Annotated in this window: 18 protein-coding genes; 9 read left to right on the top strand and 9 right to left on the bottom strand. The window is 69.2% G+C overall.

The features are described 5' to 3' along the window. The 3 genes from RMO04_RS04080 to RMO04_RS04090 all read left to right on the top strand — a co-directional run. Positions 1 to 618, top strand: a 618-nt coding sequence (locus RMO04_RS04080) for an FtsX-like permease family protein (protein WP_309643518.1), incomplete at its 5' end; no start/stop codon positions are given. Beyond that, positions 615 to 1,223, top strand: coding sequence for a YdcF family protein (locus RMO04_RS04085; protein WP_309643519.1), 609 nt, complete (start codon positions 615 to 617; stop codon positions 1,221 to 1,223). The genes RMO04_RS04080 and RMO04_RS04085, both read left to right, overlap by 4 nt. 6 nt (positions 1,224 to 1,229) lie before the next feature. Further along, positions 1,230 to 1,937 carry a lysophospholipid acyltransferase family protein gene (locus tag RMO04_RS04090; protein WP_309643520.1) on the top strand — a complete coding sequence of 236 codons (708 nt, stop codon included), beginning with the start codon at positions 1,230 to 1,232 and terminating at the stop codon, positions 1,935 to 1,937. Here the strand turns inward: RMO04_RS04090 and RMO04_RS04095 are convergent. Continuing rightward, positions 1,934 to 2,470, bottom strand: a complete 537-nt coding sequence (locus tag RMO04_RS04095; protein WP_309643521.1) for a gamma-glutamylcyclotransferase — start codon at positions 2,468 to 2,470, stop codon at positions 1,934 to 1,936. The two genes, RMO04_RS04090 and RMO04_RS04095, sit on opposite strands and share 4 nt — an antisense overlap. Here RMO04_RS04095 and RMO04_RS04100 point away from each other — a divergent pair. Beyond that, entirely contained in the window at positions 2,469 to 3,536 is a 1,068-nt protein-coding gene (locus tag RMO04_RS04100) for a DUF2125 domain-containing protein (protein WP_309643522.1), read from the top strand. The genes RMO04_RS04095 and RMO04_RS04100 overlap by 2 nt on opposite strands. A 4-nt stretch (positions 3,537 to 3,540) precedes the next feature. Here RMO04_RS04100 and RMO04_RS04105 read toward each other — a convergent pair whose 3' ends face one another. Further along, the gene (locus RMO04_RS04105; protein WP_309643523.1) at positions 3,541 to 4,764 is read right to left on the bottom strand and encodes a Xaa-Pro peptidase family protein; all 1,224 of its coding nucleotides are present in this window, start codon (positions 4,762 to 4,764) and stop codon (positions 3,541 to 3,543) included. A 216-nt stretch (positions 4,765 to 4,980) separates the two neighbouring features. Here RMO04_RS04105 and RMO04_RS04110 point away from each other — a divergent pair, with 216 nt between their 5' ends. The 4 genes from RMO04_RS04110 to RMO04_RS04125 all read left to right on the top strand — a co-directional run bounded on the left by RMO04_RS04110 (position 4,981) and on the right by RMO04_RS04125 (position 9,214). Further along, entirely contained in the window at positions 4,981 to 5,787 is an 807-nt protein-coding gene (locus tag RMO04_RS04110; protein ID WP_309643524.1) for a chorismate mutase, read from the top strand. Between the two features lie 36 nt (positions 5,788 to 5,823). Next, a complete protein-coding gene (gene hisC, locus RMO04_RS04115; RefSeq protein ID WP_309643525.1) occupies positions 5,824 to 6,945 on the top strand; it encodes a histidinol-phosphate transaminase in 1,122 nt (373 codons plus the stop codon). Between the two features lie 6 nt (positions 6,946 to 6,951). After that, positions 6,952 to 7,884: a prephenate/arogenate dehydrogenase family protein gene (locus RMO04_RS04120; protein ID WP_309643526.1), complete on the top strand. Its 933-nt coding sequence runs from the start codon at positions 6,952 to 6,954 to the stop codon at positions 7,882 to 7,884. A gap of 73 nt (positions 7,885 to 7,957) precedes the next feature. Beyond that, the gene (locus RMO04_RS04125) at positions 7,958 to 9,214 is read left to right on the top strand and encodes a serine hydrolase domain-containing protein (RefSeq protein ID WP_309643527.1); all 1,257 of its coding nucleotides are present in this window, start codon (positions 7,958 to 7,960) and stop codon (positions 9,212 to 9,214) included. A gap of 2 nt (positions 9,215 to 9,216) precedes the next feature. Here the strand turns inward: RMO04_RS04125 and RMO04_RS04130 are convergent, their stop codons facing one another. From RMO04_RS04130 to RMO04_RS04140, 3 genes are all read right to left on the bottom strand, one after another. After that, a complete protein-coding gene (locus RMO04_RS04130) occupies positions 9,217 to 11,238 on the bottom strand; it encodes an elongation factor G (RefSeq protein WP_309643528.1) in 2,022 nt (673 codons plus the stop codon). Between the two features lie 207 nt (positions 11,239 to 11,445). Then, positions 11,446 to 11,988, bottom strand: a complete 543-nt coding sequence (locus RMO04_RS04135) for an AAA family ATPase (RefSeq protein ID WP_309643529.1) — start codon at positions 11,986 to 11,988, stop codon at positions 11,446 to 11,448. Between the two features lie 129 nt (positions 11,989 to 12,117). Continuing rightward, positions 12,118 to 13,716 carry a pectate lyase gene (locus RMO04_RS04140; protein ID WP_309643530.1) on the bottom strand — a complete coding sequence of 533 codons (1,599 nt, stop codon included), beginning with the start codon at positions 13,714 to 13,716 and terminating at the stop codon, positions 12,118 to 12,120. Between the two features lie 126 nt (positions 13,717 to 13,842). Between RMO04_RS04140 and RMO04_RS04145 the strand changes: the two genes are divergently transcribed. Then, a complete protein-coding gene (locus RMO04_RS04145) occupies positions 13,843 to 14,799 on the top strand; it encodes a Coq4 family protein (RefSeq protein WP_309643531.1) in 957 nt (318 codons plus the stop codon). A gap of 4 nt (positions 14,800 to 14,803) precedes the next feature. Here RMO04_RS04145 and RMO04_RS04150 read toward each other — a convergent pair whose 3' ends face one another. From RMO04_RS04150 to RMO04_RS04165, 4 genes are all read right to left on the bottom strand, one after another. Further along, positions 14,804 to 15,451, bottom strand: coding sequence for a glutathione S-transferase family protein (locus tag RMO04_RS04150; RefSeq protein WP_309643532.1), 648 nt, complete (start codon positions 15,449 to 15,451; stop codon positions 14,804 to 14,806). Further along, on the bottom strand, positions 15,448 to 18,249 hold the full coding sequence (locus RMO04_RS04155) for an ATP-dependent DNA helicase (RefSeq protein ID WP_309643533.1): 2,802 nt from the start codon (positions 18,247 to 18,249) through the stop codon (positions 15,448 to 15,450). Before RMO04_RS04155 ends, RMO04_RS04150 begins: the two co-directional genes overlap by 4 nt. 56 nt (positions 18,250 to 18,305) lie before the next feature. Next, complete coding sequence (locus tag RMO04_RS04160) at positions 18,306 to 19,076, bottom strand: DoxX family membrane protein (RefSeq protein WP_309643534.1); 771 nt, start codon at positions 19,074 to 19,076, stop codon at positions 18,306 to 18,308. Positions 19,077 to 19,145: 69 nt separating this feature from the next. Next, on the bottom strand, positions 19,146 to 19,574 hold the full coding sequence (locus RMO04_RS04165) for a CBS domain-containing protein (protein WP_309643535.1): 429 nt from the start codon (positions 19,572 to 19,574) through the stop codon (positions 19,146 to 19,148). Positions 19,575 to 19,584 lie beyond the last annotated feature (10 nt).

Here is a 19,584-nt window from a genome sequence, read left to right on the forward strand (position 1 = left end):
GTGGCGCGTTCCGGCATGCCGACCCTGCACCTGGAGAACGGTCGGTTGACCCAGCGCGACGCGGCCGACCTGGACGACCTTCCGATCCCGCGCCTGGTCTCGGTGCTGCTGGACCCCGAGGCGCCGGCGACCAGCCAGGCCATGGACCGGGCCCTGAAGGCCCAGGGCCTGGACGCCATCGTCGACGACCACTCGGTTTGGATGAAGGACATCGAGCGCGCGGCCGACACCGCGCGCGGCATTGGCGGTGCGGTCTTCGCGCTGATCGCGGTGGCGGCCGGAGCCGTGGTGGCCTTCGCGACCCGCGCGGGCCTGGCCGCGCGACGCGAGGTGGTTGAGGTGCTGCATCTGTCGGGCGCCGAGGATGGGTTCATCGCCGGCCTCTTCCAGGTCCGCTTCGCGCGGATGGCGGCCACGGCGGGCTTGTTCGGAGCCGGCGCGGCGGCGATCATGGGAGCTGTGTTGCGTTTCGCGGGGGGAGGCGACGGCTTGACGCCTGTATTGCCCATCGCCTGGATGGACCTGCTGGCGGTGACGCCCGCGCCGCTCGTCGCGGCGGCCGTGGCGGCCATCTCCGCGCGCCTGACCGCTCAGGCGCTGATCCGGGACATGATGTGAAACCCCTGGCGGCTCTTCTCGTGCTCGCCGTCATCTGGGCGGTGGGACTGTTCGCCTTCACCGAGCGGGTGGCGCGCTCGACGCCGGCCCGTGAGCCCGCCCGCGCCGACGGGGTGGTGGCGTTGACCGGCGCCGGCTCCAACGAGCGGATCGGCGCGGCCATGGAACTGTTGCAGGACGGCAAGGCCAAGCGCATGCTGGTTTCCGGCGTCAGCCGCGAAGCCAGCCGCGAGGATATCCGCACCGTCAGCCGCGCCGTGCGGCGGCTGTATGACTGCTGCGTCGACCTGGGCTTTAACGCCGCCGACACGGTGGGCAATGCACGCGAGACCCAGGAGTGGGCCCGCTCCCTGCGCTATGACAGCCTGATTGTGGTCACCGCCGACTACCACATGCCGCGCGCCATGCTGGAGCTGCGCGGCGCCATGCCCGCCGCCAGACTGACCGCCTATCCGGTCGCGACCTCGGTGGTCGATGCGAACCGATGGTGGCGCACCTCCGGCGGTGTGCGGCTGATGGTCGGCGAGTACATGAAGTACCTGGCGATCCTGGGTCGAGAGGCGATCCTGGGCCTCGGACCCGATGACACGCCGAAGAAAGGCTGACCGACCTTGATCGCCCTGCGCTCCTTCATCTTCGTGACCCTGTTCTATCTCTGGTCGGTGTTTGTCGCCGTCGGCCTGTCGCCGGTCCTGTTGGGTCCGCGCCGTTGGACGATGTCGCTGATCGGGGTCTGGGGCCGAGGCGTCGTCTGGCTTCTGGAGGTGTGCTGCGACATCAAGGTAGAGGTGCGCGGCAAGGAACACATGCCCGTCGGCGCGGCTCTCGTGGCGCCCAAGCACCAGTGCATGTTCGACGTCTTCGCCCAGTTCGCCTGGCTGCCCCACGCCTGTTTCGTGATGAAGAAGGAACTGACCTGGATCCCGTTCTTCTCCTGGTTCGCGTTCCGGGCGCGGATGATCGTGGTCGACCGCGAGGGCCACTCCACGGCGTTACGCAAGCTGATCCGCGACGCCAACGAACGGTTCGCCGATCGCCGCCAGCTCATCATTTTCCCGGAGGGCACCCGCGTCGCGCCGGGCGAGAAGGCCGACTACAAGCCGGGAATCGCCGCGCTCTATCGAGAGATCAATGTGCCGGTCGTGCCGGTGGCGACCAACTCCGGGGTCCATTGGCCCAAGCATGGCTTCATCCGCAAGCCGGGCACGATCGTATTCGAGTATCTCGAGCCCATCATGCCTGGCCTGAAACGCGCCGAGTTCATGCGCTTGCTGGAAGAGCGCATCGAGACCGCGTCGGCGAAGCTGATCGACCTCTAGGCCGCCAGCTCACGCGCCTCGACCATGGCGAGCAAGGTCTCCATGGCGTGGTCGCGCACGCCCTCCTCGCGTAGATGCTCCACCAGATCGCGCAGATAGTCGACGTTTCGGCCTGACAATCCCGTCGCCCCGGCGATCAACTCGGCCTGGCGTTCGAGAGAGAGCGCGCCGGCCCATTGCGGGTGATGGACGTCGGAGAAGAACACCAGGGTCTCCACCCGCCGCCCGTCGGCGAGGCGGATATTGGCCGACGCCTCAACATAGGTCTCGGTCGGCTGCTCGCGCTCGCGCAGATAGGCGTAGACCTCCGGCCAATCGGTCTCGGCCACGCGATAGGCCGCGCCGCGCACCGCGCCGCCAGGGGCGAGACCTAAAACCAGTCCCGGGCGTTCATAGGTGCCGCGATGGTGGACGGAATAGATGCAGAAGGCGCGCCTGCGCCCGTGTAGGGTCGCCGCCTGGCGCTCCTGGAATGCAAAGCCCGGACGCCACATCAGTGACCCGTAACCGAAGACCCAACGCTCGATCGCCATGGCCCGCCGCACAACACCCATACCACCCGCCCCTCCTGTGCCCGATCCGGACCCGCCCCGCAAACGCGGACGCCTAGGGCTGTACCTCCCCTTCGCCGTGGCGATCCTGGCGGCGATCGCCTGGAGCATCTTCTGGCTCTATCTGCACCGCGAGACCCGTCTGCGTCTCGACGCCGGCGCCGAGAGCCTGCGCGACGCCGGCTACCAGGTGTCGGGGAAGGAGCGGCGGATCACCGGCTATCCGTTCCGGCTCAACGTCACCCTGCTGGACGCCAACATCCGCGAGCCCTCCGGCTGGGCGCTGACCACGCCGCGGTTGGAGACCCAGGCCTATGTCCACGGGCTCGGGACCTGGGTCCTGGCGGCCCCCGACGGCTTCACCTTCGTGCGCCCGATCGGCGGCGCGGTGTCGGTGACGGGGGAGTTGCTGCACGCCAGCCTCTCGAGCCTGGACAAGCAACCGCCCAGCTTTTCCTTCGAGGGCAAGAAGCTGACCTTCACGCCCAGCCCCGGCGCGCAGCCCTTCGCCCTAACCACCGCCGACAAGGTCGAGACCCATCTTCGCGCAGGCCCCGACGACCAGGGCGCGGTGCTGTTCCGGGTCGACAATGGCGCGGCGCGGCTCTCGGGCCTGTTCGCCCGGATCGCCGGCGACAAACCTGTCTCGATGATCTGGGATTCGACCCTGTCGAAGATGAGCGCCTTCAAGGGTGACGACTGGCCCTCCGCGGTGAAGGCCTGGAGCGCGGCGGGCGGCCTCATGACCGTGCGCCAGGCGGGGCTGACCGCTGGTTCAGCGGTGGTCGGTTCGCAGTCGGGGAGCCTTGGCGTCGGCTATGACGGCCTGCTCTCGGGTTCGCTCGCGGTCACCTTGCGTGAAGCGCCGCAGGCCCTGGCCGCCATGGCCCAGACCGGCGTGATCGCGCCTGAGGCCGCCCTGGCCGCCGCCGCCGTGGCCGCCGCCCGCCAGGGTGGAAACGACGTGGCGCAGGCGACGGTGACCTTCCAGGCCGGACGCACCACGCTGGGGCCGGTGGCCCTCGGGCCCGCGCCGCGGGTCTACTGACCGATCAGCCGATCGGCTTGTCCAGCGACGGCGGCGGGACCGAGAACCACTTGGGCCCGCTGGCGGTCATGTGCAGGCAGTCTTCCAGGCGAACGCCGAATTCGCCGGGGAGGTAGAGACCGGGCTCGTCGGACAGGCACATGCCAGGCGCGAGCTTCGTGGCCTCGCCGTGGACGAAGTTCACCGGCTCGTGGCCGTCCAGGCCGATGCCATGGCCGGTGCGGTGCGAAAGCCCCGGCAGGCGGTAACGCGGGCCGTAGCCTAGCGGCTCGTAATAGGCCCGCACGGCGTCGTCGACGGCGCCGGCCGCCACGCCGACCTGGGCGGTCTCGAAGGCGATCTGCTGGCCGCGATGGACGTGATCCCAAACCAGGCGCTGCTTCTTCGTCGGCTCGCCGAACACGAAGGTCCGCGAGATGTCGGACTGATAGCCCTCCACGGCGCAGCCGCAGTCCATCAGAACCACCTCGCCGTCGCGCACCGCCTGGGGCTTGCCCGAGCCGTGCGGATAGGCGCTGGCCTCGCCCAGCAGGATCAGCGCGAACTCGGGATCGCCGCCGAGGGCTAAGGTCGCCTTGTTCATGATTGCGCCGATGTCGGAGGGCCGCATGCCGCGCTCGATCCTGGGCCAGGTGTGGCGATACGCGGCCATGGTGATGTCGCTGGCGACCTGCATAAGGGCGATCTCGGCCGGCGACTTGATCATCCGGCAGCCCCGGACGACGGGCGCGCCCGGTACGATCGTCGCGTCGGGCAGCAGGCGGGCAAGGCCGTCGCTGACGAAGAAGCGCACCGTCTCCTCAACCCCGATCTTGCCCGCGCCGAGCTTGAGGTCCTTCAGCCACGCCGCGACCACGGCGGCGGGGTTCTCGTCCTCCTGCCAGACCCGAACCTGGCCGGGCACGGCGAGGGTCTCGCGGACCGACGGCTCCTCGAAATGAGGTGTGACGATCAGCACCTCGCCCTCGACGGGAATGATCGCGGCGGTGACCCGCTCACTGCGGTTCCAGCGGACGCCGGTGAAGTAGGTCAGCGACGCGCCGGGCTCCACGACGAGGGCGGAAAGGCCCTGGGCCTTCATCAGGCCCTGCGCCCTGGCCATCCGGGCCAGCCGTTCGGCCTTGCCGATGGGCACGACGCCGCCTGTCATGGACGCCAGGCCGTCGGTCTGCGCAAGGCCGGGAAGGCCCGTCGCCAGGGCCAGTCCGGCGCCTCCGGCCAGGCTCAAGAACTGTCTGCGATCCGCGCGCACCAAGACCTCCCCCTTATCGAGCGCGAAGTGCTGGCATGGGTCGCCGACGCCGTCCAGACGCCTAGGCAGCGTCGCGGCGGCGTCATGGACGTCGGCATCCGGTTTCCATTGCAACTTTTTTGCGGCGTTCGGGCCTATTGCACCCTTCCCCGCAATGACCTAAGCGCCAAACCTTCGTTTTCGGGGGACAAAATGGCCGACGCCGATCCCAAGCCCGCTGCGCCGTCGCTGGACGTTGTCCGTGCGCGCATCGACGCGATCGACGCGGCGTTGCTGACCCTGGTGGACGAGCGCGCCGCCCTGGCGGTCCAGGTCGCCGCCGCCAAGGCCGCCGCCGGCGATGGCGACAAGTTCGGCCTGCGGCCGGGCCGCGAGACCCAACTGCTGCGCAAGCTGCTGGCCACGCCGCGTGACGCCGCTCGGCCCAGTCTGGTGGTCCGCATCTGGCGCGAGTTGATCGGCGATAGCCTGTCTCGCCAGGGGCCTTTCCACCTCTCGGTCTGGGGCGGGCGCGATGGGTCGCGCATCGTCGAGGCGGCCCGCCTGCGCTTCGGCGCCGCACCGCTGCTGAAGGTTGTCGCCAAGGCCGAGGATGCGCTGGCCGCGGCCCGCTCGCAGGGCGGTGTGGCGATCCTGGCCCTCGCCGGAGACACGCCCTGGTGGGGCCGCCTGTTGGCCGAGCCGAACCTCAAGGTCTTCGCCGCCCTCCCCTGCCTGACCGCCTGGGGTCCGCAATCGAGCCTCGCCGTCGCCCAGGTGGACGTCGAACCCACGGGGGACGACCGGACCTTCTGGGTCACCGACGCGCCGGGCGGCAGCGCCGCCATCGAAGACGCCCTGGGCCGCGACGGGGTGGCCGGCGACCTGATCGCCGAGGTTGGCGGCCTGAAGCTGTTCGCCCTGATGGGCTTCTATCAAGCCGACGACGCGCGCCTGGCCCGGGCGCCTGGCCGACTTTCCGGCGTCATCGGGGCTGCGCCCGCGCCCTTCGACGTGTAAGAGCGGGCCAAGCTTCCTCAGTCTTCGCCGAGCCTCATGTCCGATATCGTCATCGATCGCGCCGCCGCGCCGCGTCCCACGCCCAAGACCGGAATCCTCGACATCGCTCCCTATGTGCCGGGCAAGTCGAAGATCGACGGCGTCGAGCATCCGCTGAAACTGTCGGCCAACGAGAACATCCTGGGGTCCAGCCCCAAGGCGCGCGAGGCTTTCACCTCGGTGTTCGACCAGCTCCACATGTATCCGGACGGGCGCACGACGGTGCTGCGTGACGCGCTGTGCGAAACCTACGGCCTGGAGCCGGAGCGGCTACTGTTCGGCTGCGGCTCTGACGAGATATTCCAGCTCCTGAACCAGACCTTCCTGGAACCCGGCGACAACATCGTCCAGGGCGAGTTCGGATTTGGCGCCTACGCCATCGGCGCCCGTGCCTGCCAGGCGCAGGTCCGCACGGCCCATGAGCCGAACTACACCATCGACGTCGACGAGATCCTGAAGCAGGTCGATGGCCGCACCCGGCTGGTGTTCATCGCCAATCCAGCCAACCCCACCGGCACCTGGATTCCCGGCTCGGAGATCCGCCGCCTGCACGCGGCCCTGCCGCCCAGCGTGGTTCTGGTGCTGGACGGCGCCTACGCGGAATTCGCCACCGACCCGGCCTTCGAGGACGGGATGAGCATGGTGCGCGAGTTCGACAACGTCGTGGTCACCCGAACCTTCTCCAAGCTGCACGGCCTGGCCGCCCTGCGCGTCGGCTGGGCCTATATGCCGCCGGAGATGGCCGGGGCCATCGACCGCATCCGCCTGCCGTTCAACGTCAACATCCCGGCGCAACTGGCCGCCGTGGCGGCGCTCGGCGACACCGAGTTCCAGCAACGCTCCCTGGCCCTGGTGGAGCGTTGGCGAGCGTTCCTGACCCAGCAACTTGGCGGGTTGGGGCTCGACGTCGTGCCCTCGGCGGCCAATTTCGTGCTGACCGGCTTTCCCAAGACGCCGGGCAAGACGGCCAAGGAGGCCGAAGGTTTCCTCGCCTCACGCGGACTGATCGTGCGCGGCGTGGCCGGCTATGGTCTGCCAGACCACCTGCGGATCACCATCGGACTGGAAGAGCACAATCGCGCCGTGGTCGAGGCGCTGTCCGACTTCCTGAAAGGCTGACCTCAAGTGGGCGCGGTGATCTATCCGAAGATCGCGGTCATCGGCTGCGGCCTGATCGGCTCCTCGGTCATCCGCGCCGCCCGTGAGCGCGGGGTGGTCGACTTCGTCGCCGTCGCCGACGCCAGCGCCACCCACCGCGACCGGATCGTGGAGCTAGGCTTCGCCGACCTCGTCACCGGCGATATCGCCGAGGCGGTCGCCGAGGCGGACCTGGTGATCTTCGCGGTTCCCGTGCTGGCCATGGGCGAAGCCGCCCAGGCCGCCGCCCCCGCCATGAAGCCGGGCGCCACGGCGACCGACGTCGGCTCGGTGAAGGGCTCGGTGGCCGAGGCCCTGGCCGCCGCCCTGCCCGACAGCGTCTTCATCATTCCCGGTCACCCCATAGCCGGCACCGAGCACTCAGGTCCCGATGCGGGCCTGGCGGAGCTGTTTGAGAATCGCTGGGTCATCCTCACGCCCCAACCTCGGCAGGACGACGCCTATCTGGGGGCTGTCGTCCGGCTGGCCGAGTTCTGGCAGGGCCTGGGCGCCAATGTCGAACAGATGGACGACCGCCATCACGATCTGGTCCTGGCCGTCACGAGCCACCTCCCCCACCTGATCGCCTACAACATCGTCGGCACGGCCGCCGACATGGAGGAGGTCACGCAGGCCGAGGTCATGAAGTACTCCGCCGGCGGCTTCCGCGACTTCACCCGCATCGCCGCCTCCGACCCGACCATGTGGCGCGACGTGTTCGTGGCCAATAAGGACGCGGTGCTGGAAATCCTGGGTCGGTTCACCGAGGACCTGCAGGCCCTGTCGCGCGCCATCCGCTGGGGCGAGGCCGACAAGCTGCACGAGCTGTTCACCCGGACCCGCGAAATCCGCCGCGGCATCATCGCCGCCGGCCAGGAAAGCGCCGAGCCCAACTTCGGTCGCGATCGCGGCAAGCACTAGGGCGGCACGACCGCCCTTGACGAACGCTCCGTCGCTAAATACTTAACTTGCTAGTTAGGTATTGGAGGCGCCGATGACGGGGTTGAACCCGAACCGCCGCACGGCCTTGATGGGCGCCGCGGCGTTCGCGGGCGCGGCCGCCTTCTCGAAACACGGAGTTGGACAGATGCGCGATGAGTTGGCTCGACATGTCGCCGCGGGCGAAGTCCCCGGTCTGGTCGCCCTGGTCAGTTGCAATGGCGAAACCCACGTCGAGACACTCGGAACCATGGCCGTCGGTGGCACCAAACCCATGGCCCGCGACACGATCTTCCGGATCGCCTCGATCACCAAACCGATCACCGCCGCGGCGGCCATGGTCCTGGTGGACGATGGAAGGCTCGAACTGGACGCGCCGGTCGACCGGTGGCTGCCGGAGCTCGCGAACCGCCGCGTGCTGAGGCGGTTCGACGGGCCGCTGGCCGACACCGTCGCGGCCCATCGCGCGATCACCGTTCGTGACCTGATGACCCAGCGCCTCGGTCTTGGCTTCATCATGCCGCCCGGCGACACGCCGATCCAGGCCGCGCAGATCGAGCTCGGTGTCGCCGTCGCCCCCGACCCGCCCACGGCCGGCGATCCCGACGCCTTCATGCGAGCTATCGGCAGCCTGCCTCTGGCGGCGCATCCCGGTGACGAGTGGCTCTATCAAACCGGGATCGAAATCCTGGGCGTCCTGGTCGCGCGCGCGTCGGGACAATCGCTTGAGGCTTTCATGCGAGAGCGCCTGTTCGAGCCGCTCGGCATGGTCGACACAGGGTTCAGCGTCGCGCCCGAGAAGCTCCATCGCCTGCCGCCCGCCTATGGCGGTGACGTCGCCGCCGGTCAGCGCACAATATACGATCCGGATGGACCCGCGAGCCGCTACGCCAAGCCGCCCGTGTTCGCCTCCGGCGGCAGCGGACTGGCCTCCACCGCCGACGATGTGGCGGCCATCGGCCCGAAGATGCAGGTACACGGCCTCAATGGCCGCGAGCGCGTGCTGTCGGCGGCTTCCGTGGAGGCGATGACCACCGATCAGCTCACCGCCGAGCAACGCCAGGCGTCGGCCATGTTCCTGGACGGCGCGGGCTGGGGCCTAGGCATGGCGGCGCCGGCGGCGGACGGCGGGGGTCCGAAGATCCCCGGCGGCTTCGGCTGGGACGGCGGTTACGGCACCTCCTGGCGGACCGATCCGAAGGCCGGACTTGTGGGGGTCCTGCTGACCCAGCAGATGTGGACCTCGCCCACCCCGCCGGCGATCCTGGATACCTTCTGGGCCTCGGCCTATCGCTTGGCCGAGGCCAGCTAGTCTCAGGCCGCGCTCCGGCTCGCCTCCTCCGCCGCCCGACCGGTGAGTTCGGCCATGTGGTCGAACTGCGCGGTGAAGTCGCCCAGCCCCTGGGTCAGGCCGCGCAGCTCGGCGATCAGTTCCTGTCGCTCATGGCGCGGTAGGCAGACCTCGATCTCGTCCCAGCCGGACCAACCCTCACGGGGTGCGAAGCCCAGGATCTGACCGCGCCGGGCGGAGATCGCCTGGGTGATCTTCGAGGTGCTGCTAGAGGGCGCGTTGATGTGCAGCTTCTCCACCGGCTCCAGCAGATAGGCCCCGCAGGCGGCGAGACCCTCGCTCATGGCTAGGCGTCCGGCCTGGCGGAAGGCCATCTCCGAGGAGTCGACGCTGTGGTAGGAGCCGTCCGTCAACACCACCTCCACATCGGTCACCGGAAAGCCCAGCGGTCCCTTCTGCATCGCGTCGCGGACCCCCTGCTCCACCGCCGGAATCCACTGCTTGGGCACCACACCCCCGGTGATCTTCTGCGAGAACGCAAATCCCGAGCCACGGGGCAGCGGCTTGATCTCGATGACCACGTCGCCGAACTGGCCGTGGCCGCCGGTCTGCTTCTTGTGCCGCCCGCGCTGGGTGACGGCTTTGCGGATGGATTCCCGGTAGGAAATCTTCGGCGGCGTCGTCACCGCCTCCACATTGAACCGCCGACGCAGACGGTCCAGCGTGACCTGCACATGGGCCTCGCCCTGGCCGAAGATCAGGGTCTCCTGGGTCTCGGGATCCAGCACCACTCGCAGGGTCGGGTCTTCCTCGCCGAGCTTGGCAAGCGCCGCCGACATTCGCACGTCGTCCTTGCGGTCCTTGGCCGCCACGGCCAGGGCGTAGAGATGCAACGGCTCGCGGAAATTGAGCTGTGGCGTGCGGGTCTTGCCGTCGAAGGACAGCACCTGGCCCGCCCGAGCGGCGTCGATCTTGGCGATGGCCACGACGTCGCCGGCCGCGGCGTGATCGACCTTCCGCGTCGCGCCGCCGGTCACCGTGAACAGCCCGCCCGCGCGGCTGCGATCGCCGTTCGACGCGGTCAGTTCCTCGCCGTCCTTCAGGGCGCCGCCCAGGATGCGCGCGTAGGAGAGCTTGCCGGCCTGACCCGCATAGGAGGTCTTGAAGACATAGGCGCAGGCGCCGTCCAGGCCGAGGCGCGCGGCGGCGCGCGCAACTTCCGGCGTCTCATGGCGCAGCGTCTTCAGCAGCCGCCGCACGCCGAAGCCGTTCGAGGCCGAGCCGAAGAACACCGGCACGATCTGGCCCTGGTTCATTTCCGCAACCAGGTCGGCGAAGACCTCGTCGCGACTGGGGGTCAGGTCGGAGAGAAGCTGCTCCATCAAGGCGTCGTCGTAGTCGGCCAGCTGCTCCAGCATATGGAAGCGCGCCTGCGCCTCCAGATCCGCCACGTCCCACGGCAGATCAATGAGCTGCGACGGCTGGCCGGGCCGATAGACGTAGGCCCGCTCCAGGGCCAGGTCGACAAAGCCGGTGACGTGCTCCCTGTCGATCAGCGGAATCTGACGGGCCACGACGGGCGCGGCGCTGGCGGGCGCGAGCGCCGCCATGAAATCGTCCAGCGGTCCGCGCGCCTGGTCGATCTTGTTGACGAAAACCGCGCGCGGCACGCCCAGGCGCTCCAGCTCCTTGAAGACCGGCTGCAGCAGGGCCGCGCGGCCCGGATGGGGATCGGCCACCACCACCACCAGATCGACGGCGGGGAGGACCAGGTCTTCAGCGGCGGCGAACTCCGTCGAGCCGGGGCAGTCGATCACCGCGTAGCGGTCGCCCATGAACTCGAAGCCGGCCAGGTTCAGCTCCACGGACTGGCCGCGCGCACGGGCCTCCGGGGTGGCGTCGCCAACGCTGGAAGCGCCCACCTCGCCCTGTCGGGCGATGGCGCCGCTGGCGAACAACATGGCTTCGAGAAGTGTCGTCTTGCCGGCTCCGGCCGCGCCCACAAGCGCGATGGTGCGTACCGAGCCGGGATCACGCTTACCCATGATCCGTCCTCCGTGAACGGGGCGCCCGCACGGAAGCCGGCGCCTCCAGGACCAATGCAACGCCCGCTTCGGAGTCTATGCAAGGCGCCTAAACGTGAAGGCGGTTCGGCGGGATGGAGGGGCGTTCACCTTGGTCACCATGGCGTCGAATGCACGCTTCGCTTCAGCGCCGCCCGCAAACTCGCCACAACTGTCGCTGCTTGACGTCTAGCCGGCGCCTCGCTCCGCCTCTCCGCACTTCGACAGTATGTCGTCGACGACGCGGATGACCGGCGCCGTGGCGTCGATGTTCACCGCGTTCTTCGGAATGTCCTCTCTCGTCGCGTGCAAACGTGCAATCAGCTGCCGTTCTTTCGGGGCGCCTCCGAACTCGTTTTTCGGTCTCCCAGCAAGCCGCTGGTTCAATGTCTCGACGTCGATGTCGAGAACGAAGACCTGGTCGAACAGATGAACGAAGTGGTGGTGATTTCTCGAGCCTCCGCAGAAGAAGGACTTCGCATTGCTCTGATCGGCAATCACCGATTTGACCTTGTTTACGTCCCAGATCCAACGCTCGTGCCGCCATCGAGCCATGTCAGTCACGCTCTGGGCGTCAGGCCGCTCCAACGCTTCGCCAGTCTCTGGATCGCCGAGATAAGCCAACTCCCGATCAGCGTGGATGACGTGGTGGCCGCGGCGCTGCAGTTCATCGGCCACCGTGGTCTTGCCAGTGCCGGATACGCCTTCGATCAGATAGTTTCTGAGCCCCATGGCCACCTCACGCAGATGCTGTCCCGGCCGGTGGTAGATCAGGCGACCTACAAAGTCCCCAATGGGGTCGAGTGCCGAGGCGGGCAATCCCGACGCTTGCGGACCCCACGACTTTCGATTTCGTCCGCCTCAGCCGCCGGCGTCCAACTGGCCGATCAGCAGGCCCATGTTCTTGATGAAAGCGGAGGTCGATATCCCCAAGACCGGCGTGTCGGTCGGATAGGGCGAGGTGTCGTAGGCGTCGCCGACGTGGGTGGTGGCGTAGTCACCAGGCGTCGGCGTCGCCGGTCCAGGCCCCTTGTAGGGATGGCTGGTCGCCACCAGCGGCGTGGGCCACCAGCCTTCGGTGTTCAGATCGGCCACGAGGCGCGCCGCCTCCTGCGGCGAGGCCTTCAGGGGCGCCATCGACTGGCCGCCGTTCAGGTCCGAGGTCGCCAGGTCCTGGTTGGCGAAATAGCGCGGCAAGGAGCCCTTGTGCGTGAGGGGCGAGCTGGCGGCGACCTCCTCCGGCGGCGTGGCCTTCAGCTTCTCGTAGCGCTTGCGCAGGCCGTCGACCCGCACGGCCCTGAAGGCGCCGTAGTGGCCCAGCGTCCGCTCCGGATCGCCATCCACATAGTAGGCGCCGTTGACGACGTTGGATCCGCGGCGATGAACATAGAGCGGCCGGTCGGTCCCGATCTCGATGAAGGTCGGATGGGTGCGGCCGTTGCGGGGTTCCGGCAGAGCGACCTTGGCCAACCAGTCCAGCCCCTCGGCGACGCGCGCCAAGTACTTCGGGTCGCCGGTCAGCTCGTAGAAACTCATGAGCTGAGCGAGATTGGTCGCCGTGGTGTGGGTGGCCAGCGCCTCGGGCTCATAGCTGCGCGCGGCCGACGGCTTCAGGTCGTTCAATCGGTGCTGCAGACCCCAGCCGGGTTGGGGCGTTGGCTGCTGGGTGATCAGGAAGACGTCCATGGCGCGGCGGATGGCGGGGACCGCGCGCGGATCGCCCAGGGTCTGGTTCAGCATGACCAGGAACTTGATGTTCTCCCCGGCGACGTCGTCGTTGAAGGTGATGTGGCCGGTATAGTCGGCGCCATGGGCGGTGAACGCCTTGCCGGCGGGCCATCGCTGGGGCCAGCCGCCGTTGGGGTGCTGGCTGTTCAGGACGAAGTCGACCGCCCGGTCCAGGGCAGGCTTGAACCGCGCCTCGCGTTTCTCGAGATAGATGCGGAGCAGGAACTGCATGGCCTCCGACGTCCCGGCGTTGTCGAAGGTGCCGTTGCCCCAGTCGTGCTGGAATTCCTCCATCCGCCAGGCGTTGGCGCCGGTGGTGGCGTACCAGTCGGCTTTGGACGCCTCGCCTCCGAAATCGATCAGGTAGTTCCAGCCGCCGGAGGGCAGCTGTCCGTCCATGAGGCACTGGGCCGACTGGGCGGCGGCGACGTAATAGGCCTCATCGCCGGTGGCGTGAAAGGCGTCCAGGAACAGGTGGCCCATCGTCCCGGTGCCCGGCGGCTGGACCCAGACCATGGTCGGCTTGGCCTCCAGCTCGCCCCAGCGCCTTGAGAAATCGGGCAGGTAAGACCACACATAGCCGCCATGGACGGCCGCCTTGTCGGTCATGAACGCCGTGGCCCGGCGCATGGTCGCCAGCACCTGCTCACGCGAGGGTCCGTCCGCGGCCCTGGCCGGAACCGCGAGCCCCGCCGCCAGGCCTCCGAGGATCAGCCGTCTGGTCGCGAGCATGCAGCCTCCCGAAGTCTTGTTTGCGCGCATCATGACACCGGTGTCAGTCGATACAAGTCAACCCGCGTTTATTTTCACGCCCAGATGATAAGCTCATCATCCACGACGTTCGTCAGGGAGGCGGCCATGATCGACCAGGAGGCTCGCGCGCGTTTCGAGGCCCAGACCGTCCTCGGCGGAGACGCCGCCCAGGCCTGCCGCCTGGCCGCCTCGGTCAGGACCGGCGAGACGAACGCCGGCCTGGACCTCGCCGCGCTTTGGCTCCACGCCGCGACCGTGGCGCCGGAGCGCCTGGCCGGGATCTATGACGCCTCCGCCGAGGGCTGGCTGGGATGGCATCCCCGCGCGCTGATCGTCGAGGCGCCCGCCGGGAGCGAGGCGCCGCCCGCGCCGTTCTGGGCTGAATTCTGGGCCCTGGCGCTGGACCCTAAGACGGGCCAGGGCGCCCTGGACATCACCACCCGGACCGCCGCTCTCGCTGGCCAGCTTGGGCCGGATTTCAAGCATCGCGTAGCGGCCATGGCCGGCGCCTATCCCGGCGTGGGACCCGCCGCGGCCATGGGCTATCCGCGCAGGTTCACGCTCGAAGCCCTGGCCGCCTGTCCCGGCGACTCGCTGGGCGGGCGGTTCCATGCCCTGATCGTCGACAACGGCTTCGACCTGGAGGTGCTGGATCGCGAGAGCCTGGGCCTGGTCGACCTGCCCGCCCCGCTCGACTACCTCAACGCCCGCATCCTGCAGTGCCACGACCTCTGGCACCTGCTGGCCGGCTATCAAACCACCGCCTTGCATGAGATCGCCATCTCCGCCTTCCAGATGGCCCAGTTCGGTCACCACTATTCATCGATGTTCCTGGCCGTGGTCCTGACCAAGATCGCCGCGACCCAGCCGGACGCCCTGGGCCTGTTTCTCGACACTATTCTTACCGCCTGGACCCACGGCCGCGAGACCCCGCCGCTGATCGGGTTGGACTGGGAGACGATCTGGGATCGACCGCTGGAGGTTCTGCGCGCGGACCTGGGTGTCACGGCCTACGCCTCGCCCTACCCTGCCGACCTGTTCGAGCAACTGCGGGCGGCCTGAAGAATTAGTCCGGAACGCCGGCCGGCCGCGTGGCGGCCATGCTGGGCCGCGCGCGCATCGCCGACCACCAGCGGCTCATGCGCGGATACTGGTCCAGCAGCGCGGCGCCCTCCGGCGCCATGACGAAATAGGCGATCATCGGGGCGGCGTGGAAGTCGGCCAGGGAGATCTCAGGTCCAGCTAGCCAGGGCCCGTCGCCCATGATCTCGCAGAGCGCCTCCAGGCAGGTCCGGGCCTTGGTCACGGCCTCGGCGATCTTCGCCTCGTCCGGCGACCGGCCCTGTTTGGGCAAGGACACGCGCTCCACATAGATGTCCCACACCAGGGTCGGATAGACGTAGCTGTCGATCACGCCGATGGCCTGGTTCATCCGCGCACGCGCCCTCGGGTCGGACGGCTGCAACGCGGGGCCCGGGAACGCGTCGTCGAGGTAGCGGGTGATCGCGCCGGTCTCGTACAGGCTGAAGCCGTCGTGCTCGAAGGCCGGGATGCGGCCGAACGGTTGCCGCGCCAGGTGCTCAGCCGGGGGTCCGCCCGGCGCGAAGACATCGACCGGGACCAACCGGCAGGCCACGCCCTTCTCGGCCACGGTCAACCGGGCGGCGCGCACATAGACGCTGTATTCCGCGCCATAGAGGACCGCCTCGCTCATGCGTCGGGCTTGCCAAGGAAATCGGTGATCGCCTCGATGGTCTCGACAAGGCCCAGCCGATCCACCCGCACGCCTTCCGGAAGTCCGGTGAAGAGGCGGGTGGGGGACGAGGCGTCCAGCATCACGAACACGCCCTTGTCGTCGGCCCGGCGGATCAGGCGGCCGAAGGCCTGGCTGATGCGGTTGCGGGCCACGCTGTCGTCGTAGGTCTTGCCGCCGAAGCGAACACGGCGAGCCTTGTGCAGGATGTCGGGCCGGGGCCACGGCACCCGGTCGAAGACCAGCAGGCGCAGGGACCGGCCTGGCACGTCCACTCCATCGCGGACCGCGTCCGTGCCCAGCAGACAGGAGTCCTGCTCGGCGCGGAAGATGTCCACCAAGGCGCCGACCTCCAGGGGGTCCACGTGCTGGGCGTAGAGCGCCAATCCCTTGTCAGCCAAGGGCGCGGCGATCCGCTCGTGCACCGCGCGCAGGCGACGGATGGCGGTGAACAGGCCCACGCCGCCGCCCCCGGCCGCCAGGAACAGCTCGCGCAGGGCCGCGGCCACCTGGCGCGGGTCGTCGCGGCCGACATCGGTGACCACATAGGCCCTGGCGTTGGCGGCGTAGTCGAACGGCGAGGCGAGTTTCAGGGTCTTCGGCCGGTCCGGCAGCCGCGCGGCGCCGGTGCGCATCTCGGCCAGGGCGAAGGGATCGTCCAGGGCGGCGTCGGACAGGGTGGCGCTGGTCACGAGCACGCCGTGGGCGGGGGCGATAACGGCGTTGGTGAGGGGCTCCGTGGGGTCGACCCAATGGCGGCGACTGGCGGCGTCCACCACCCGTCCATAGAGAAAGGTCGCGTCGAACCAGTCGACGAAGTCGGGATCGTCGTCGCTGTTCTCGTCGATGGCCTGCAGCATGGAGCGCCAGGCCGGCAGCGTCATGCGGCAGCGGCGGTCCAGGCCGCGCAGGGCGCCTTCGATCCGGCCCCGGTCGCTGGTGACGATCTGGGCCGCCTCCTCGTCCAGCAGGTCCTCGAGGTAGCGGGCCAGGGCCAGCAGCGGCGCCTCGATCTTGGCGAGCGCCACGGCGGCGTCGCGCGCGGTGACGCGCACAAGGTCCAGCGCCGGCCGCGCGGCGCATTCCATGCCGATCTCCGAAGTCGCCGAGCGGGCGCGAAGCTGCTCGATCATCGCCACCAGGAAGGACTCGATGGGCCCGATGGGGTTCACCTCGCCATTGGGCGGGGCGATGCGACCCGACCAGCCTTCGCCCGGCAGGGCGGCGGCGGCGTGCAGGGCGTCGGTGAGCGCGCGCCGCGCGTCTTCGCGGTCGCCCAGCATGTCCATCAGCCGGGCCTCGAGCCCCCGGCCGCGGCGGCCCCGGCCCTCCGGCCCCCGGATCCAGCGGCGCATCTCCGCGGACTCGGCCCCCGACAGGGCGGCGGAGAAGGCGGCATCGGCGGCGTCGAACAGGTGGTGGCCTTCGTCGAAGACGATGCGTTTGAGCTGGGTGGTCTCGCCGTCCGCCTTCGACCCCCGTGCGGCGCGTGCGCCGTCGAACGCCGCCTGGGTCAGGACCAGGGCGTGGTTGGCGATCACCAGGTCGGCCTTGCGCGACCCCCGGATCGCCTTCTCCACGAAGCAGGTGCGGTAGTGCGAGCAGCCGGCGTGGATGCATTCGCCGCGCCGGTCCACCAGATTGGCGGCGCTGGCTTGGGCGGCGATCGGCACGGCGAACAGGGTCGGCAGCCAGGCCGGGAAGTCGCCGCCGGTCATGTCGCCGTCGCGGGTCGCCCGCGCCCATCGCGCGGCCAGACCCATTCCGATCAGGTCGGCCCCACCCATCTGGGCGGTGTTGGTCACGTCCTGGAAGTTCAGCAGGCAGAGGTAGTTTTCGCGGCCCTTGCGGACCACGGCCTTTTTCGCCCGCACCTTGGGGTCGGGATAGATGGCGTGGCTCTCGCGCTCGATCTGGCGCTGGAGGGCGCGGGTATAGGTCGAGACCCAGACCGCCGGGCCATTGGCCTCGGCCCACAGCGAGGCGGGCGCCAGATAGCCAAGAGTCTTGCCGATGCCGGTGCCGGCCTCCGCCAACATCATGCGCGGCTCGCCCTCCCGCTCGCGGGGCTGGAAGGCGAAGGCGGCCTCGGCGGCGAACTGCGCCTGGGCGGGCCGCGCCTCGTCCAGGCCAGCGCGCTGCAGCAACTCGGCCAGCCGCGCCGAGGATTGCTCCGGCGTGAAGGGCTTGGAGGTCGCCTCGCCAGGCGGGGCGGAGTCCTCCCACTCGGCGATGCGGCTCCAGACGTCGAGGCCCGAGGTCCGGAACTGGTTGCCCACCGGAGCCGAGCGCAGGGCGGTGACCACCGAGAGGCCCCAGGCCCAGCCGGCGCGGGCCAGGGTCTCGGCGACCGCCAGGGCCTCCTCCCGGCTGGGCTCGGGCGCCACGGCCAACTCGGCCAGCAGTAGGCGGCACGCTTCCAGCAAAGCCGCGGCCTGGGCCGCCGCGCCCTTCGGCTCCGGCAGACCCAAGGCCAGGGCCAGCCCTGCCGCCGAAGGGGCGCAGAACCTTGCGGGCCTGGTGAACGCGAACAGCTCCAGGGCGTCGAATAAGCCCGGCGAGCGTCCAGGCGCGTGCAAACCCAGTCGCTTGGCGGTCATGGAGGCGTGCGCCACCAGGACCGGCCCGTGCTCGAACAGGTCGCGGGCATCCGGCGCCCGGATCGTCTCCGCCCGCGTCGCATCCGCAGCCGCGGCGCGCGGACCGGGCAGGACGACGAGGGCAGGCGCCAGGTCGAGACTCGGGGAGAGGGCGTTCACCCCGTAGGATTAGCGGGTTTGGCTGCCGGAGTCAGCGGCGCGTTCTGGTTTTGATCCTAGCGCCGCTTCTGAATCGAGTCCGCCACCGTCCAGGCGGCGCCGGTCAGGCTGATGGCGATGGCCACCATGGTCCATTCGAGCCGGCTGTCCGGGTCGACATAGACCCGGGGGATGTGCAGCAGGATCACGAAGCCCGCGAACATCACGCTGAGCAGCCGCGCTGCGAGCTTGGCCAAGACACCCGACAGGATGCCGAGCCCCGCCGCGACGTGGAAGGTCCCGGTGGCGTAGGCCCAGAAGAGCTGGTTCGGCGGAATCCAGGCCGGCACCATCGAGGCGGTGAAGTCGGCATAGGCGTAGTGGGCCAAACCGAACACCAGCGGGCACAGCCCGAACACCAGCCGCCCGGCGCGAGAGAGCCCGGCCGCGCGCTGGGTGTTGTTCCAAAGCATGGCGAAGCCGATCACGCCCGCCACCGCGAGCGCGGAAATCTCGGCGACGCCATTCCAGCCCGCGATATTGGTGGGACGGACAGCCACGCGGGGGATGTGAAGCAGGACCACCCAGGCGAAGTACAGGAGGCCTAGCCCAGCCGCGCCGAACCGGGCCCAGCGCGGCAGTTGGATCGCGACGCCGGCGGCGATCATCGCCGCGCCGCTGGCGTAGGCCAGCACCGCGTGGCCCGGGACACCTTTCGGAACCGGCTGCCATTGCAGCGCGAAGTCCGCCGAGATCAGGCTCAGCAACCCTAGAAGTATGGCTCCAAGGCCATAGATGCGAACGCCCAGTTTTCCCATGGCCTGCCCCCAGACTTCGATGTCGCGCACCGTTGCGCGGGGGCAAACTTCAGGACGATTGCGGTGTGATCGTGGCCGTTACTCAAGCATTACATGTGCTTAGTGCGCGGCGTCGGACGCCGGCTCGCTGATCTCCTCCAGCGTCTTGCCAACCTGCTTGGCGCCGTAGTCCAGCGCGATGTCGCCCAGCGACAGGATTCCGACCAGCTTGCCCTTGTCGCTGGTGACGACCAGGCGGCGGATCTGGTGGCTGGCCATCTGCGCGGCGGCGTCGGCCACATTGTCGTCCTCGCCGCAGGTCTGGACATCGGCGGTCATGACCTCCGAGACCTTGGTGTCGAGATCGCCGCCCGTGGCGATCACGCGCAGGACGATGTCGCGGTCGGTGATCAGGCCGACGACGCGATCTTCCTCAACCACCGGCACCGCGCCGGAGTCGACGTTGGCCATGACGCCAGCAACCTTGCGGACGCTGTCGGTTGGGCTGGCGGTGGCGACCTGAGCGGTCATGACGTCGGCGACTTTCATGGGGCGTCCT

It is taken from the genome of Phenylobacterium sp. (assembly GCF_031412415.1).
Taxonomy (GTDB): domain Bacteria; phylum Pseudomonadota; class Alphaproteobacteria; order Caulobacterales; family Caulobacteraceae; genus Phenylobacterium.